General features: G+C 66.4%; 16 protein-coding genes. 9 read left to right on the forward strand and 7 right to left on the reverse strand.

The window, feature by feature from the left end:
* Nucleotides 1-27: 27 nt before the first annotated feature.
* From GVV86_RS02205 to GVV86_RS02215, 3 genes are all read left to right on the forward strand, one after another.
* On the forward strand, nt 28-987 hold the full coding sequence (locus tag GVV86_RS02205; protein ID WP_159617541.1) for an ABC transporter substrate-binding protein: 960 nt from the start codon (nt 28-30) through the stop codon (nt 985-987).
* 77 nt (nt 988-1,064) lie between these two features.
* Entirely contained in the window at nt 1,065-2,282 is a 1,218-nt protein-coding gene (locus GVV86_RS02210; protein ID WP_159617540.1) for a pyridoxal phosphate-dependent aminotransferase, read from the forward strand.
* Nucleotides 2,283-2,303: 21 nt separating this feature from the next.
* Nucleotides 2,304-3,155, forward strand: coding sequence for a PPK2 family polyphosphate kinase (locus tag GVV86_RS02215; protein ID WP_159617539.1), 852 nt, complete (start codon nt 2,304-2,306; stop codon nt 3,153-3,155).
* Here GVV86_RS02215 and GVV86_RS02220 read toward each other — a convergent pair.
* Both GVV86_RS02220 and xseA read right to left on the reverse strand, forming a co-directional pair.
* Complete coding sequence (locus tag GVV86_RS02220) at nt 3,152-3,397, reverse strand: exodeoxyribonuclease VII small subunit (RefSeq protein WP_159617538.1); 246 nt, start codon at nt 3,395-3,397, stop codon at nt 3,152-3,154. The genes GVV86_RS02215 and GVV86_RS02220 overlap by 4 nt on opposite strands.
* Nucleotides 3,394-4,779: an exodeoxyribonuclease VII large subunit gene (gene xseA / locus GVV86_RS02225; protein WP_159617537.1), complete on the reverse strand. Its 1,386-nt coding sequence runs from the start codon at nt 4,777-4,779 to the stop codon at nt 3,394-3,396. Before xseA ends, GVV86_RS02220 begins: the two co-directional genes overlap by 4 nt.
* Nucleotides 4,780-5,024: 245 nt before the next feature.
* Between xseA and GVV86_RS02230 the strand changes: the two genes are divergently transcribed.
* Together GVV86_RS02230 and GVV86_RS02235 are read left to right on the forward strand one after the other, a co-directional pair.
* Nucleotides 5,025-5,873, forward strand: coding sequence for a hypothetical protein (locus tag GVV86_RS02230; protein WP_159617536.1), 849 nt, complete (start codon nt 5,025-5,027; stop codon nt 5,871-5,873).
* 56 nt (nt 5,874-5,929) lie between these two features.
* Nucleotides 5,930-7,027, forward strand: a complete 1,098-nt coding sequence (locus GVV86_RS02235) for a 4-hydroxy-3-methylbut-2-enyl diphosphate reductase (RefSeq protein ID WP_159617535.1) — start codon at nt 5,930-5,932, stop codon at nt 7,025-7,027.
* 80 nt (nt 7,028-7,107) lie between these two features.
* On the opposite strand, the gene GVV86_RS02240 is transcribed toward GVV86_RS02235, so the two are convergent.
* A complete protein-coding gene (locus GVV86_RS02240) occupies nt 7,108-8,541 on the reverse strand; it encodes a DNA recombination protein RmuC (protein ID WP_159801122.1) in 1,434 nt (477 codons plus the stop codon).
* An 84-nt stretch (nt 8,542-8,625) separates the two neighbouring features.
* Here GVV86_RS02240 and ychF point away from each other — a divergent pair, with 84 nt between their 5' ends.
* Nucleotides 8,626-9,711: a redox-regulated ATPase YchF gene (gene ychF, locus GVV86_RS02245; RefSeq protein WP_159617533.1), complete on the forward strand. Its 1,086-nt coding sequence runs from the start codon at nt 8,626-8,628 to the stop codon at nt 9,709-9,711.
* A gap of 212 nt (nt 9,712-9,923) precedes the next feature.
* Here ychF and GVV86_RS02250 read toward each other — a convergent pair whose 3' ends face one another.
* The gene (locus GVV86_RS02250) at nt 9,924-10,088 is read right to left on the reverse strand and encodes a hypothetical protein (RefSeq protein WP_159801124.1); all 165 of its coding nucleotides are present in this window, start codon (nt 10,086-10,088) and stop codon (nt 9,924-9,926) included.
* Between the two features lie 31 nt (nt 10,089-10,119).
* Complete coding sequence (locus GVV86_RS02255) at nt 10,120-10,443, reverse strand: hypothetical protein (protein WP_159617531.1); 324 nt, start codon at nt 10,441-10,443, stop codon at nt 10,120-10,122.
* 433 nt (nt 10,444-10,876) lie between these two features.
* Between GVV86_RS02255 and GVV86_RS02260 the strand changes: the two genes are divergently transcribed.
* A complete protein-coding gene (locus tag GVV86_RS02260; RefSeq protein WP_159801128.1) occupies nt 10,877-11,152 on the forward strand; it encodes a hypothetical protein in 276 nt (91 codons plus the stop codon).
* Between the two features lie 414 nt (nt 11,153-11,566).
* On the opposite strand, the gene GVV86_RS02265 is transcribed toward GVV86_RS02260, so the two are convergent.
* Entirely contained in the window at nt 11,567-12,352 is a 786-nt protein-coding gene (locus tag GVV86_RS02265; RefSeq protein ID WP_159617529.1) for an SDR family oxidoreductase, read from the reverse strand.
* 158 nt (nt 12,353-12,510) lie between these two features.
* Nucleotides 12,511-13,041: a MarR family winged helix-turn-helix transcriptional regulator gene (locus GVV86_RS02270; protein ID WP_159801130.1), complete on the reverse strand. Its 531-nt coding sequence runs from the start codon at nt 13,039-13,041 to the stop codon at nt 12,511-12,513.
* 185 nt (nt 13,042-13,226) lie between these two features.
* Between GVV86_RS02270 and GVV86_RS02275 the strand changes: the two genes are divergently transcribed.
* Together GVV86_RS02275 and GVV86_RS02280 are read left to right on the forward strand one after the other, a co-directional pair.
* On the forward strand, nt 13,227-13,550 hold the full coding sequence (locus GVV86_RS02275) for a nuclear transport factor 2 family protein (protein ID WP_159617527.1): 324 nt from the start codon (nt 13,227-13,229) through the stop codon (nt 13,548-13,550).
* Between the two features lie 66 nt (nt 13,551-13,616).
* Nucleotides 13,617-14,825 (forward strand): DNA alkylation repair protein, encoded by a 1,209-nt coding sequence (locus GVV86_RS02280; protein WP_246199693.1) that lies wholly within the window; start codon nt 13,617-13,619, stop codon nt 14,823-14,825.
* Nucleotides 14,826-14,869 lie beyond the last annotated feature (44 nt).

The raw sequence follows: 14,869 nt of genomic DNA on the forward strand, positions 1-14,869 counted from the left end.
CGCCGCCAGCGGACTCGGAGGAACACCATGAAAAATCTTTCTGCCCTGCACGCCGGACGGCTCACCCTGTCGGGGCTGGCCCTGACGGGCCTGCTGGCGGTGACGGCCTGCGGCGGGAACAGCGACCCCGCGGCCGGACCAGGTGGCGATGGGGCCGGCGGCTCTATCGTCGTCGGATCGGCTGACTTCCCCGAGAGCCAGATCATCGCCGAGATCTACGCCGGCGCCCTGAAGGCCGAGGGCATCGACGCGGGCACGAAGCTGAACATCGGGTCCCGGGAAATCTATATGGCGGCCGTGGAGGAGGGCTCGGTCCACGTCGTGCCCGACTACAGCGGCAACCTCCTGCTGTTCGCCGACCCCGAGGCGACGGCGGAGTCCGCCGAGGAGATTGTGGCGGCCCTGCCCGAGGCGTTGGACGCCCGGATCCCCGATGCCAACCTCGGAGTCCTCGAGGCCTCCGAGGCCGAGAACAAGGACGCGATGGTGGTCACCAAGGAGACGGCCGAGAAATACGGCCTAAAGTCAATGGCGGACATGGGCGAGGTGTGCGGGGAGCTTATCATCGGCGCGCCGGGCACGTTCCGCGAGCGCTCCTACGGCCTGCCCGGACTGAAGGAGAGGTACGGCTGCGAGCCCGCAGGGTTCGAAGCCATCAACGACGGCGGCGGAGCCATCACGCTGGAGGCGCTGTTGAACGACGACATCCAGGTGGCCGATATCTTCACCACCACGCCGTCCATCGTGGACAACGACCTCGTGGTGCTCGAGGACCCCAAGAACAACTGGCTCGCCCAGCAGGTCGTGCCGGTGGTGAACCTCGACACCGTGGGAGAGGACGCCAGGGCGGTCCTCAACGAGGTTTCGGCCGAGCTGACCACCGAGGACCTGATCAACCTCAACCGCCAGGTCAGCGGGGATGAGAAGCGCAACCCGTCCGACGCGGCGGCGGGCTGGCTTGAGGAGAAGGGCCTGGCCGGCTCCTGACTCCGGCCGGCGCGTCTTCGGGGGCCCGGTACGCGGCAATTCCGCGTACCGGGCCCCTGCTGTGGCATCCTGAACGAATGGCAAAGTACAGGCAGTCCGACAAGCTCCACAATGTGCTCTACGACATCCGGGGGCCGCTGCTTGAGCACGCGAAGATCATGGAGGCCCAGGGCCACCGGATCCTGAAACTTAACATCGGCAATCCCGCGCCGTTCGGCTTCGAGGCCCCCGACGCGATCCTCGTGGACATGATCCGCAACCTGCCCAAGTCCCAGGGGTATAGCGACTCCCGGGGGATCTTCTCGGCCCGGACCGCCGTCGTGCAGTACTACCAGGGCCGCGGCATCCAGAACATCGACATCGACGACGTGTACCTCGGCAACGGGGTCAGCGAGCTGATCACCCTCTCGCTGCAGGCCCTGCTCAACAACGGCGACGAGATCCTCGTGCCCACCCCCGACTATCCGCTGTGGACGGCGTCGGCGAGCCTGGCCGGCGGCACCGCGGTGCACTACCTGTGCGACGAGGAGAACCACTGGTGGCCCGACCTCGAGGATATGGCCGCCAAGATCAGCCCTGCCACCAAGGGGATCGTGCTGATCAACCCGAACAACCCGACCGGCGCGGTCTACCCGCGGCACGTGATCGAGGGCGTGGTGGCGCTGGCCCGCGAGCACGGTCTGATCATCTTCGCCGACGAGATCTACGAGAAAATCCTTTACGACGACGCCGTGCACGTGAACGCCGCCTCGGTCACCGGCGACGACGTGCTGTGCCTGACCTTCAGCGGGCTCTCCAAGGCCTACCGCATCGCCGGGTTCCGCAGCGGCTGGATGGCCATCTCCGGCCCGAAGGAGGACGCCGAGGACTACATCGAGGGGATCAACCTGCTGGCCAACATGCGCCTGTGCGCCAACGTTCCGGCGCAGCACGCCATCCAGACGGCCCTCGGTGGCTACCAGAGCATCAACGATCTGATCCTGCCCGGCGGGCGGCTCAAGGCGCAGCGCGATAAGGCCACCGAACTTTTGAACGCCATTCCCGGGGTGAGCTGCGAGCCCGCGGCCGGCGCCCTCTACCTCTTCCCGCGCCTCGACCCCGAGGTGTACCCGATCCGGGATGACGAGAAATTCGCCCTTGACCTGCTCAAGCAGCAAAAGATCCTGATCTCGCACGGACGGGCGTTCAATTGGATCAACCCGGACCATTTCCGGATGGTCACCCTGCCCAGCGTCGAGGTCATCGAAGACGCCGTGGGGCGGCTCGCCGAATTCCTAGGGTCATATAAGCAGTAACACCAACGGCAAGGAGACACCATGGACCGTTCCGTGTTCGATACGGACCCGCGCACGCTTCTGTTTGCCGGGCCGGACTTCCGGCTCGCGGATGCGGACCCGCAGTCCACTCCCGGCTTTCAGCACGGCAAGAAGAAGGGCAAGGCCGCGCTGGAGAAGGGGACGAAGGCGCTGTCCCACGCCCAGGAGCAGCTGTTCGCCGAGAGCCGCCAGGGCGGGGGCTCCTCGGTGCTGCTGATCCTGCAGGCGATGGACACCGCAGGCAAGGGCGGTATCGTGCGGCACGTCATCGGGGCCGTCGACCCCCAGGGCGTGCACCACCACGCCTTCAAGGCCCCCACCGCCGCCGAACGCCGGCACGACTTCCTGTGGCGGATCCAGAAGCAGCTGCCCGGCCCGGGCATGATCGGCGTCTTCGATCGTTCACACTACGAGGATGTGCTCGTCCACAAGGTCCGGGGGCTGTCCTCGGCGGAGGAGGTCGAACGCCGGTACGGTGCGATCACCGAGTTCGAGGAGGGACTAGCCGCCGCCGGCACGCGGGTGCTGAAGGTCATGCTCCACATCAGCAAGGAGGAGCAGAAGCTCCGCCTCGCCGAGCGCCTGGACCGGCCGGACAAATACTGGAAGTACAACCCCGGCGACGTCGACGAACGCGCCCACTGGGAGGACTACCAGGAGGCCTATGCGACGGCGATTGCACGCACCAGCACCCCCGAGGCGCCCTGGTACGTGGTGCCCGCGGATGCGAAGTGGTACGCCCGCCTGGCCGTCCAGCAGCTGCTGGCCTCGGCCCTGGCCGACCTGGAACTAAGCTGGCCGGAGGCGCACTTCGACGTGAAGGCCGAAAAGCAGCGCCTGGCCGCGTCCTAGGGGGAGGGCCGGGTGCCGTTCTCGGCCCGGTCTCGCGCCGCGGCAAGGCGCTTCTTGGCCCCTTCGAGCCAGTCCTCGCAGCGGTCCGCCAGCGCCTCGCCGCGCTCCCACAGGGCGAGCGACTCCTCGAGGCTGACGCCGCCGGCCTCGAGCCTGGACACGACGTTCACCAGTTCCTCCCGTGCCTGCTCATACGACAGGGAGGAGATGTCTCCAGGTGCGGTTTCGGCCGGCTGGCTCATGGGTTTTCCTTTCCTGGCGGCTCCGGGCTTTCCGGTGCCGCCGTCGTGCGGGTGGCGGGTGGCTCCCCGGGGGAGCCCCCTGAGGTGGGGTCGGGCAGAGTGCCGGTGGCCCGGGCGGACAGCCGCCCGACCGCCACCTTGATCGATAGGTCGGTTCCGGCCGGCACCGTCGCCGCCTCGAGCACCACGCTCCCGTCCCCGCGCTGCACGACGGCGTAGCCGCGGTCGAGGGTGTTCTGTGGTGAGAGGGCGCGCACCTGGGCGCGCAGGTGCCGCACTCCATCGGCGTGACGGGTGACGGCGGAGTCCACCGAAAGGTGCGCGCGGTTGCGCAGCCGTTCGATGTCGGCTTCGCGCACGTCGATCATCCCCTCCGGCCGGGCCAGGGAGGGCCGGGACCGCAGCTGGTTGAGTCCCTCGGTTTCCCTCGCCAGGAGCTGCCCCAGGGAGCGGGTGAGTGCCGACCGGGCCTGGCCGATCCGGTTCAGCTCCTCGGCCACATCGGGGACAACCCGTTTGGCGGCGTCGGTGGGGGTGGAGGCGCGCAGGTCGGCCACCTCGTCCAGCAACGGCCGATCCGCTTCGTGCCCGATGGCGCTTACGACCGGGGTGTGTGCGGCGGCCACCGCGCGGACCATCTCTTCGCTGCTGAATGGCAGGAGGTCCTCGAGCGAGCCGCCGCCACGGGCAATGATGATCACGTCGACGTCGGCGAGGGCGTCGAGCTCCGCGAGCGCCGCAGTCACCTGGGGGACGCAGCCGGGGCCCTGGACGGCAACCTCGCGCACCTCGAAGTCCACGGCCGGCCAGCGCAGGGCGGCATTGCGCATCACGTCCTTCATGGCGTCGGAGCCGCGGCCGGTGATGAGGCCGATGCGGTGCGGCAGCAGGGGGAGCCGCCGCTTGCGCTGGGCCGAGAAAAGGCCCTCGGCGCTCAGCAGCCGCCGCAGCCGCTCGATCCGGGCCAGCAGGTCCCCGAGCCCGACCGGGCGGATGTCCCGGGCCTGCATGGACAGCCGTCCCGTTTTGACCCAGAAGTCAGCCTTCAGCTGGGCGACCACGCGGGTGCCCTGTTCAAGGGGCAGGGCGAGCCGGTCCAGGACACTGCTGAAGACCGTGACAGAGAGGGACACTTCGGTGTCGACGTCGCGGAGGGTGAGGAAGGACAGCCCGTTGCGGCGGTTGAACTCGATCACCTGGCCCTCGACCCAGGCGGCCGGGGCACGCTCGATGTGGGCCTTGAGCTTCTCAGACAGGACATGCAGGGGCCACGGGGTGGCCGCCGAGGTCTCGCCGGCCGTGGCAGGCAGGGTCGAGTGGGTTCCCGGTTCAACGGCCGCCTCGGTGCGGCTCCCGGTCGGCACGGTGCCTTCGGTGGTCATCGGCGCGCTGCTCCTCACCTTGCTGTCTGGGTGCCGACGCTGCGGCTGTGGCCCGTCCGCGTCGGCAACGGGGCCCGTCCTGTCCACGGACTTATGTCTACCAGCTTCCCACGACACCGCCGAGCCGGGGTGCCGGATAGGGAGAGAGGGCCCGCGCGGGCGGCCCGGGCGCGACTGATCTGTGCCCTCCGGGCCCAAAAGGGCATAACCTGATCGTCACGCACCCAACCGACCCCAAGGACCCTATGCGCACGCTGGCCTCCGCCTTCTTCGCCCTCGCCGCGCTGGCGCTCACCGGAGGGGCCCTGACCGCGGCCTGGACCGAGAGCCGCCTCGTCGACGAGCAGGGCTTCGTGGACCTGGCCGGGCCCCTCGCCAAGGACACCGAATTCCAGCAGGCCCTGACCGGGGCGCTCGCCGGGGAGGTGTCGAGGGGCGCCGGGCTGTCGGGGCCCCTGCAGAACCTGGTGCGCCCTGCCATTGAGAACGCAGCCTCCTCCGTGACCCGCATGTCGGGGTACCCGCGGGCCTGGGAGGAGACTCTGCGCATCTCCCACCGCTTGACCCTCTCTCGAGCGCCGTCAGACCCTGGTGCGCAGAACCCGGCCGTGGTATCCCTCGATCTGAAGCCCCTGGCCGGGCTGCTCTCCCAACAGGTCGGGACCGGGCTGGGCTTCAACGTGCCGGTACCCTCCAACACGACGGTGGAGGTCGGGCGGCTCGAGCGCGGCGGTGCGCTGAGCCTGGTGAGCAGGATCGCCCAGCTCTGGCCCGCGTTGGCCTGGGGCGCCGGGACCTGCGCGGTGCTCGCCCTGGCTCTCGCCCGGAAGCGCTCGACGACCCTCGCCCTCCTGGGAGCCGGCGGTGCGGGCCTCGGGGTCCTTGGCTGGCTGGGGGCCGGACTGATTCCGGACGCCGCGGCCGGAGCTGCCGGGTCCAGCGCCGTCGCGCGGATTTTCGTCCGCGGCTTCGCCGGCAGGGTCTCTGCCGACCTGGCCGAGGCCAGCCTGCCTGTTCTCGCCGGCGGGGCGATGGTGCTGGCCGTGGGGGTGGCCCTGAGGTTCACCTTTGGGCGGCGGCGGAGTATGCGCTAGACCACACCCGCGCCCCCGGTGGGCCCGTTGTCGAATGAAACCGTTAGCATTGAACCATGACCAGCACAGCAGTTCAGGTCCCCATGCCCATGGTGCCCCGCCGGCGCCGCTCTCCCGAGGACGTGCAGGCCGCTGCTCCAGTCGAGGGCAGGCGTCAGGTGCTGCTTGCGGCACCGCGCGGCTACTGCGCCGGAGTCGACCGTGCGGTCATCGCCGTCGAGAAGGCGCTCGAGCACTACGGTCCGCCGGTCTATGTCCGCAAGCAGATCGTCCACAACCTCCACGTGGTCTCGACCCTCGAGGCGAAGGGCGCCATCTTCGTCGAGGAAACCGACGAGGTCCCCGAGGGCGCGCTGCTCGTCTTTTCCGCCCACGGCGTCTCACCTGCCGTGGTGCAGTCCGCCGAAGACCGGGGCCTGCGGACCATCGACGCCACGTGCCCGCTGGTCACCAAGGTTCACCGAGAGGCCCAGCGCTTCGCCCGCGACGACTTCGATATCCTCCTGATCGGCCACGAAGGCCACGAGGAGGTCGAGGGGACCGCCGGCGAGGCCCCTGAACACATCCAGATCGTCAACGGCCCCGAGGACGTCGACAAGGTCCACGTCAGGGATCCCGAACGGCTGATCTGGCTCTCCCAGACCACCCTGAGCGTCGACGAGACCATGCACACGGTGAACCTGCTCAAGGAGCGGTTCCCGACCCTGCAGGATCCGCCCAGCGACGACATCTGCTACGCCACCTCCAACCGGCAGGCGGCGATCAAGAAGATTGCCCCGACCTCGGACCTGGTGATCGTCGTCGGCTCCGCCAATTCCTCGAATTCGGTCCGGTTGGTCGAGGTCGCCCTCGAGTACGGAGCGAAGGCCGCGCACCGCGTGGACTTCGCCAACCAGGTCGATGAGTCCTGGTTCGAAGGCGTTCGGACGGTCGGCGTTTCCTCGGGCGCCTCGGTCCCCGAGAATTTGGTCCAGGACGTGCTGCGGCTGCTCGCCGAGTACGGCTACGGCGAGGTCGAGGAAGTTGTCACGGCCCAGGAGGACATCATCTTCTCCCTGCCGAAGGAGATCCGCTCAGCCCTGAAGGCGATGGGCGATTCCTCGCAGGGACGGGGTGGGCGCGGAGGCCGCCGCGAAGCGGGGCCCCTGAACTAGCCGCTTCGCCCGGCCGGCCGCCGGGCGCGCGCTCGAACGGTGTCCCGACCGGCGTCACCGTCCGGGGCGCCGGCGCGGAGCTAAGCGCTGCGTTCCACGGGACCCTCGGGAGCGTCGGCGGTTCCGTGGGCGGCGCGGTCGAGGAGGTCCGGGCCGTCACCACTGACACCCACACTGCTGATTCCCGCACCGCCCTGGGCCCACCCGCGGCCTGCGGGTCCGCCGGGCTCGGCCGTGGAGTCTTCGGCGCCGTCGAGCAGTTCGGGGGCACCCAGCAGCCGCGGCGTGGCCTCGACGGCCTGGATGCCGGAGAAGGCGCTCTTCTCCGGGCCGGCCCCGGCAGGGACGGCGTCGAGCGAGGCGGCGTCGAACGCTCCTATCCGCCGTGCCGTCGGAAGGACCCGGGTTTCGAGGGTGCCGACGAACGAGTTGTACTTCTCGACCGACGCCTTGAGGGAGGATCCGAGTTTGGCCACATGCCCGCCCATGGTTCCCAGCCGCTCGTAGAGCTGACGTGACAGCTCGAAGAGCTCACGGGCATTGTCCGTCAGGACCTCCTGGCGCCAGCTGAACGCCGCGCTCTTGAGGATCGCCAGGAGCGAGACGGGGGAGGCCAGCGCTACATTGCGGCTGAACGCGTAGTCGAGCAGCCCCGGGTCGGCCCGTAGGGCGGAGGCCAGGATCGACTCCACCGGGATGAAGCAGATCACGAGTTCGGGGGAGTTGTTCGTGCCCTCCCAGTACTTCTTCTTGGCCAGGGTGTCGATATGGGCGCGCAGGGCCTTGGCATGCTGCTGGAGCAGGACGGTCCGTTCGGCCTCCCGGCCTGCCCCCTCTGTTCCGTCCTCGTCGAGTTCCTGCGCCTGGAGGAATGCGCTCAGGGGCACCTTCGCGTCAATGACCAGCTGCTTGTTGCCGGGGAGCTGCACCACCATATCGGGCCTGGACGTCGACCCGGCGCCACCCGAGGAGGTCGTTTCCGCAACCTCGGCACGGGCCAGCGTGGCCTGCTCAACGAAGTCGACGCGGGCCAGCATCCCGGCGGCCTCGACCACCCGGCGCAGCTGCACCTCGCCCCACTGGCCCCGGGCACTGTTGCTGCGCAGGGCCGCCGCGAGTGAATGGGTCGTCGAGAGCAGCCGGGCGTCGGCGTCGCGCGCCTCCTGCAGCTGCTGGGCCAGCTGCCCGTACTGCTCGACGCGGTCCCGCTCAAGGAGTCCCACCTGGCGCTGGACCTGGGTCAGCTTCTCCGCCACGGGTGCCAGCGCCCGCAGCACGTTGGTCTCGTCGGCCGACCGTGCGGAGAGGGCTCGGTTTTGGGAGGCCAGGAGGTCCTTCTCGGCTGATGCCGCGGCCAGCGCCGCCGTCGCGCTGCCCAGCCGGTTCACGGCGTCGTCGAGCTCTTCCCGGAGCTGGTCCGCCTGCCCGCGTCCGCGCGCGGCAAGGAGGAAAGCGCCCGCGATGCAGCCGAGAACAAAAGCGAGGATTACGAGCACAAGCGTGAAACCGTCCATGAAATCACTGTGGCAGGATGCGCCGACATTTTCGGGAAGGCACCCCGGCGGCGCGGTGCGTGCGGGCCGGTAGACTGTACTCCCGTGGCTCTTACTATTGGCATCGTCGGACTGCCCAACGTCGGCAAATCAACCCTTTTCAATGCGCTGACCCGCAACAACGTGCTGGCGGCGAACTACCCCTTCGCAACGATCGAGCCGAATGTCGGAGTGGTCAACCTGCCCGACCCGCGCCTGGCGCAGCTCGCCGAGGTCTTCGGCTCCAAGCAAATCCTCCCGGCGACCGTCTCGTTCGTCGACATCGCCGGCATCGTCAAGGGCGCCTCCGAGGGGGAGGGGCTGGGCAACCAGTTCCTTGCGAACATCCGCGAGGCCGAGGCCATCGCCCAGGTTATCCGGGTCTTCGACGACCCCGACGTCGTCCACGTTGACGGCAAGGTCGACCCCCGCTCCGACATGGAGACCATCAACACCGAGCTGATTCTGGCCGACCTTCAGACCCTCGAAAAGGCGATCCCGCGTGTCGAGAAGGAAGTCAAGATCAAGAAGCGCGAAGCAGCGCAGCTGGCCGCCATGCAGGCAGCCCAGGCGGTGCTGGAGCGCGGCGACACCATCTTCGCGTCGATCAAGAGCGACAAGCTCGAGATGGAGCACCTGCGCGAGCTCAGCCTGCTCACCGCCAAGCCCTTCATCTACGTCTTCAATGTCGACGACGCCGTCCTCGGCAGCCCGGAGCGCCAAGAGGAGCTGCGTGCCCTCGTTGCCCCGGCGGACTCGATCTTCCTCGACGCCAAGCTCGAGGCCGACCTGGTTGAACTCGACGAGGCCGAGGCCCGCGAGATGCTCGAGATGAACGGCCAGGAGGAGTCAGGGCTGGACCAGCTGGCGCGTGTGGGCTTCCACACGCTCGGCCTGCAGACCTACCTCACCGCCGGCCCGAAGGAAACCCGCGCCTGGACCATCAAAAAGGGCGCCACCGCGCCCGAGGCGGCAGGCGTGATCCACTCCGACTTCCAGCGCGGGTTCATCAAGGCCGAGGTCGTCCACTTCGAGGACCTCATGGAGGCCCGGTCGATGGCCGAGGCCAAGGCCAAGGGCAAGGTTCGCATCGAAGGCAAGGAATACGTCATGGCCGACGGCGACGTGGTCGAATTCCGCTTCAACGTGTAGCCGCCCGGAGCAGGGCAAGAAGTCGGCCGCGCCTCAGCGCCCGTGCGTGCAGTCTGTATTTGATGTCGAAGGATGAGCACGACGTTCTGGTGGAGACAAGCTACCTGCTGCTGGATTGTGACCAGCGGCGCGAAGAACCGGATCTTCACCGCGGTCTCGGTGTAGACCGAGGCGTGCGCCTGGACCCGGATGGCCTTGGAGGGATAGCGGATTCACGCGTACACCCGCCGAGGCTCGGAGAAGTCCACGGGTGGGGTGTTGTCGAGGTCGAGTTCAGCCGCGGTGAGCATGATCAGCTCCTCGCGCATCACGAATTCCTCGATCCGGGCATCCATCAGTTTCGCGTAGTAGGCGCGGTACCTTTTGCTGGAACCCATGACCGGTATCCGCCCACCGGTTGCTGTCCGGTCAGAGGCCGGTGGCGCCTGCGACGCGGTGCAGCCGCCAGCCCTGCCAGCGCGGATCGGCGCTGATATCGAACTCCAGGACCGGGGAGGCCGGCCCGGTCTGGGCCTGGAACCGCCAGGACCGGGTGGTGATCACGCTGCCATGCCCGCCACGGGCGGTGCTGTCTGGTTCCCACCAGTTGCTCGAACTGGACCATTGGACGGGTTCACCGATGACCTGCCAGATGCTGCCTCGCCACCGCAGGGCCAGCGGTTCTCCGGTGCCGGTGAACCGCACGGCCGCCGGTTCATCGAGCGTCTGCCGGTCGGTGCTGGGGTTACCCATGGATGGACCCGATGGTTGTGCTGTCATCGCCTCTTGTCCTTCACCTCAACGCTCGTACTTCCGGGTTAAAATAGAACACAGATTCGATTGTTTTGGAAGCAGGCAGTCCGGCAGGCCGGGCGGTGGCCTCCGAAGCAAGTGTGCCCGTTGGGGCCTGCACTGAGAAAGCCTCCGCTTGGATGTCCGCGACGTCCGGGGACTGGATTTTCTGTCGAAGCTTGGTTGGGGCGCAGTGGGCCGCTGGCCCGACGAATTCACCATCGATGGGCAGCGCCGGGATGAGGGCGTTCGGAAAGATTTCCTGAACAGGCCGGTCGGTTTGAGGCTGCCGATCCTAGGGCGGGCCCGTGAGCACCCTGTCGAGCCTGTTGAGGGACTCTAACGGCAGCGGGCGTCAGCGCGCCGGATCCAGGCCATCGCCCAAACCAGGGGAGTGCGGGTCACCAATACCTCGATCTCCAAGTACCTGCGCGGGGAACCGGAGACCCCCTCGGAAAAAGTCCTGCAGGCGTTTTCGGTGGCTCTGGGGATTCCTATGGTCCGGTTGCGGGAGGCCGCCGGAGTGTGGGCGCGTGAACCGGAGCCCTTCATCCTGCCCGAGAACGCCAACCGGCTCACCACCAGGCAGCGCGAGCTCATCCTGCACACCATCCGGGTTCTCCTTGAGACAAATGAGCGGTCCGTTCACCGGCCACCGGCCGGGCCCTGAGACTCCGGCTCCACCGTGCCGGCGGAGAGCGGTCATGGTCCTCTCGGTTGTCCGGTTCGATCGGCCCTGCGATGCGTTGTTGTCTGGAAGATGAGTGCCCCGGCGCCGGGCTGGATGGTCCGGGCCAGGGCTTTCCGGTCGCCGTGCTCGACCCACCACAGGGTCACCGTCAGCGGCACCGTGACGGTGCCCGGTGTGCGGGGGTCCCTCAGGAAGTAGGTAGCCAAGCGAATCGCGACCGGGCGATCATGTAGGCCACGACGAGTATTGGTTGATTGCTACCTTGCGTGGCTTCCTGTGCGAGTACCTGAGCAACTTCGAGCACTGTCAGGTAGCACTCCCCACCGTTCAGGCCGCTGAAGCCGCCACCGGCGGAAGGAGGGCCTGAACGATGGGTGACCTGACGTACTGTTGTTAGGTTGTTGGGACTGTTCCGCCGTCGATCACGTACTCCGCGCCCAGGATCGATGACGCCCTGTCGGAAACGAGGAAGCCGACGAGGTCTGCGATTTCTTCGGTCTCTGCGAAGCGGCCCAGAGGGACGCCTCCAAGCGAGTCCATCACTCGCTGCTCGGCCTCGGGCCGGGTGATTGAGTTGCCTTCGGCGATCCGCTCAATGAAGCGGTCGTAGGCATCAGTCTTGATTCCGCCTGGGCTGATGGCGTTGACGCGCACGCCCTTGGGTCCGACCTCGTTGGCGAGTCCCTTGCTGTAGGTGCGCAGCGCAGCTTTCGCGGCCGCGTAAGCGAGGGACGCTTCGTACTGAGGCAGCTCGCGCTGAATCGAGGTGAAGTGGAGGATGACTCCGGAACCCTCGCTGATCATGCCGGGCAGAAGCGCGCGATCCAATCGCACAGCACCGAGGAAGTTGAGCTGGAGCTCGATGAGCCATTGCTCGTCGGTGATGACTTTGAAGCCACCCGCTGGTGTTGATGCACCGCCGACAACATGCACGAGGATGTCGACACCGCCGGCTTTGCTCATCTGGGCCGCAACGAGGTCGGTGCCCTCCGTCGTCGAGGTGTCGGCTGCAATGAACCGGTCGGGGAACTCATAGCCGTCGGGCATCGACCGAGCCGTGACGTATACATCCGCGCCGAGCTCACGGAGCCTCTCTGCGACTGCTTTACCGGAGCCCTTTGATCCTCCGGTGACCAATGCTCGGCGACCGTCCAGGCGATCGCGGTCTGTGTTCGACATGTGTGATTCCTATCCTTCAATGCAGTTTCGTGGCATCGACGCGCGATGGTGGTCGAGCCGAGTACCGGTGACTCCGTAACTCCGCGTCAAAACCCTGTCGCACAGGACAGTATCACAAGTAATGTCCCACAGGACAATAATATCTGATGGATGAAGTTTCAGTCCTGGGGAGGTAGGAGGCCTCGTTCGAGCATTCGTTCTGCTGATGCGATCGCATCTGCGACGAATCTCGCTGTCAGATCGGTATACGCGCGGACGTCGCTGTCGGACCACTCGTCGAGAACCTCGGCGATCATGCGGTCACCGAGGGCGTACACGCCGTGAGCTGCGGCTTCGCCGGCTTCCGTGAGGCTGATGAGGGTCGCGCGACCATCGGCGGGGTCGGTCGTCCGCACTACCCAACCATTACCTTCGAGTCGGCGCACGATCTTGCTCACGTGTGACGCGCCGGTGGCGAGCACTTCGGATAGGGATGTCGGGCGCATCGGGCCCCAGGCGAGTAGGTGTCTGAGGGTCGCATGCGACTGCTGATCGATGCTCTCTCCGCTTTTCGCTAGAACTTCGCCCTGAAAGGTCGGGGAGTCCCACAGAAGGATCAGCGCGCTCAAGTTGGCAAGCAACTCGGAGCGGTACGGGAAGTCACTCGCGCGACGGGGTCGCGCTGCGCCGGAGTCTGCACTGTTGCTCATGTCAAAACTCTACTGAGTAGAAATGAAATTATTGTCATTCAGGACAGTGTTTTGTGTTACTGTCCTATACGACAGGAAGTCGATGGCGCGGAGGCGAACTTTTCGCTCTCAAGGCCGTGGGCGTTCTGCCGATCACACCACCCATACGGGCGTGTTCGCGCCCAGACAAAGAGAAAGAGAAGACGATGAGCGCCATCACTCTCCCTAAGGCGATCGAGGACTTCGTCGCCGCGAACAACGCACATGACGTCGATGCACTGATGGCGACGCTCGCGGCGGACGCGGTGGTGTCTGATGACGGCAAGACCTACACGGACGACGCTGGCATCCGCACCTGGATCGGGAGCCACTTGATTGCCCCCAAGATCGTCATTACCCCGACGTCTTTCGGGAACAGTCGGATGATTGCATCGTCCGCCGGCGACTTTCCGGGAAGCCCGCAGCCATTCGCATTCAACTTCATCATCGAAGGCGATCTCGTCAAGGGCCTGTCCATCGATCTGGCCTAAACCTTCGTCGGCCGGAGTAACGCACACGTTGCTCCGGCCGAAGATCGGAGTCTTCTCATGGGAACTATGGACGAGTTGATCAACCCGACGGTTGTTGGTGCACTTAGCCGTAGCCTGATGGCTGCTGAACCCCAATTGCAGCCCCGAGCCTTGAGCGAGGCAATGAAAATCCTCGCTGGACAGCGCCTACGGGACAGGGTCAACATTGTCCGAGACGCGTTCCTTGCGGATGCACCGGATGATTTCTCAGAGCTGGAGCAACTGGTGAGAGCCGCGCTCGAGCAACCAAGCTTCACGGGCTGGATGATCTGGCCGGTGACAGAGGCAGTCAGCTCACAAGCCCTGGCCAGTCACTCGACCCCGGATTTTGATACTGGCATGGACTTGCTCGCCAGCCTGACGCCACGTCTGAGCAGTGAGTTCGCTGTGCGTAACCTTCTCAACGCACGGCCTGAGCGGGCGCTCTCAAAAATGACGGTCTGGGCCCGCGACGAGAATGAGCATGTGCGACGTCTTGCAACGGAGGGATCGCGCGCATACTTGCCTTGGGCACGCAGAGTGCCCTGGCTGATCGAACACCCGGGCGCAACGCGCGCAATCCTTGACGCTACCTACCGCGATACCTCGGAGTATGTGCGGCGGTCGGTCGCAAACCACCTCAATGACCTCAGCCGAGTCGACCCCGCTACCGTCACTCGCACGGCTCGGAACTGGGCTGAGAACGCCGACGCACACACCTCCTGGGTCATCCGTCGCGGCCTTCGCACCCTGATCAAGAACGCCGACCCGGAGGCACTCACGCTGGTCGGATACTCCGGTCGTCACCTGCGCGTGGACCGACCTGAACTATCGAACGACACCGTGCACCTCGAGGGTGCGCTGACCTTCACCGCGGTCATCACCAACGAGGACGACGCAGAGGCGGCTGTCGCGATCGACTACTCCATCGGATTCCAGCGCTCCAACCGGACCATCAGTCCCAAAACCTTCAAGCTCACCTCACGAAAGATCGCGCCAGGCGAAAGTGTCACAGTCACCAAGACACACTCCTTCCGCCGGATCAGCACCCGCACCTACTTCCCCGGGGCACACTTCGTCACCGTGCAAGCAAACGGCACACGCTCACTACCAGCGGACTTCACGGTGGTCGGCGCGAGCACAGACGAGTCTGCATCTGACGCATTAGAGAGAAGACAGCCCGTGAATGCCCTGACAGAACGAGTAATCCACACAGCACCACGCCATGCACAGCCGTTGCGGGACCTGGATGGATGAAGGACCTTTGATCGTCTGGTTACGGAACCAGAAGTCACCGTAAT

Source organism: Arthrobacter zhaoguopingii, from assembly GCF_009828595.1.
Classification (GTDB): domain Bacteria; phylum Actinomycetota; class Actinomycetes; order Actinomycetales; family Micrococcaceae; genus Arthrobacter_D; species Arthrobacter_D zhaoguopingii.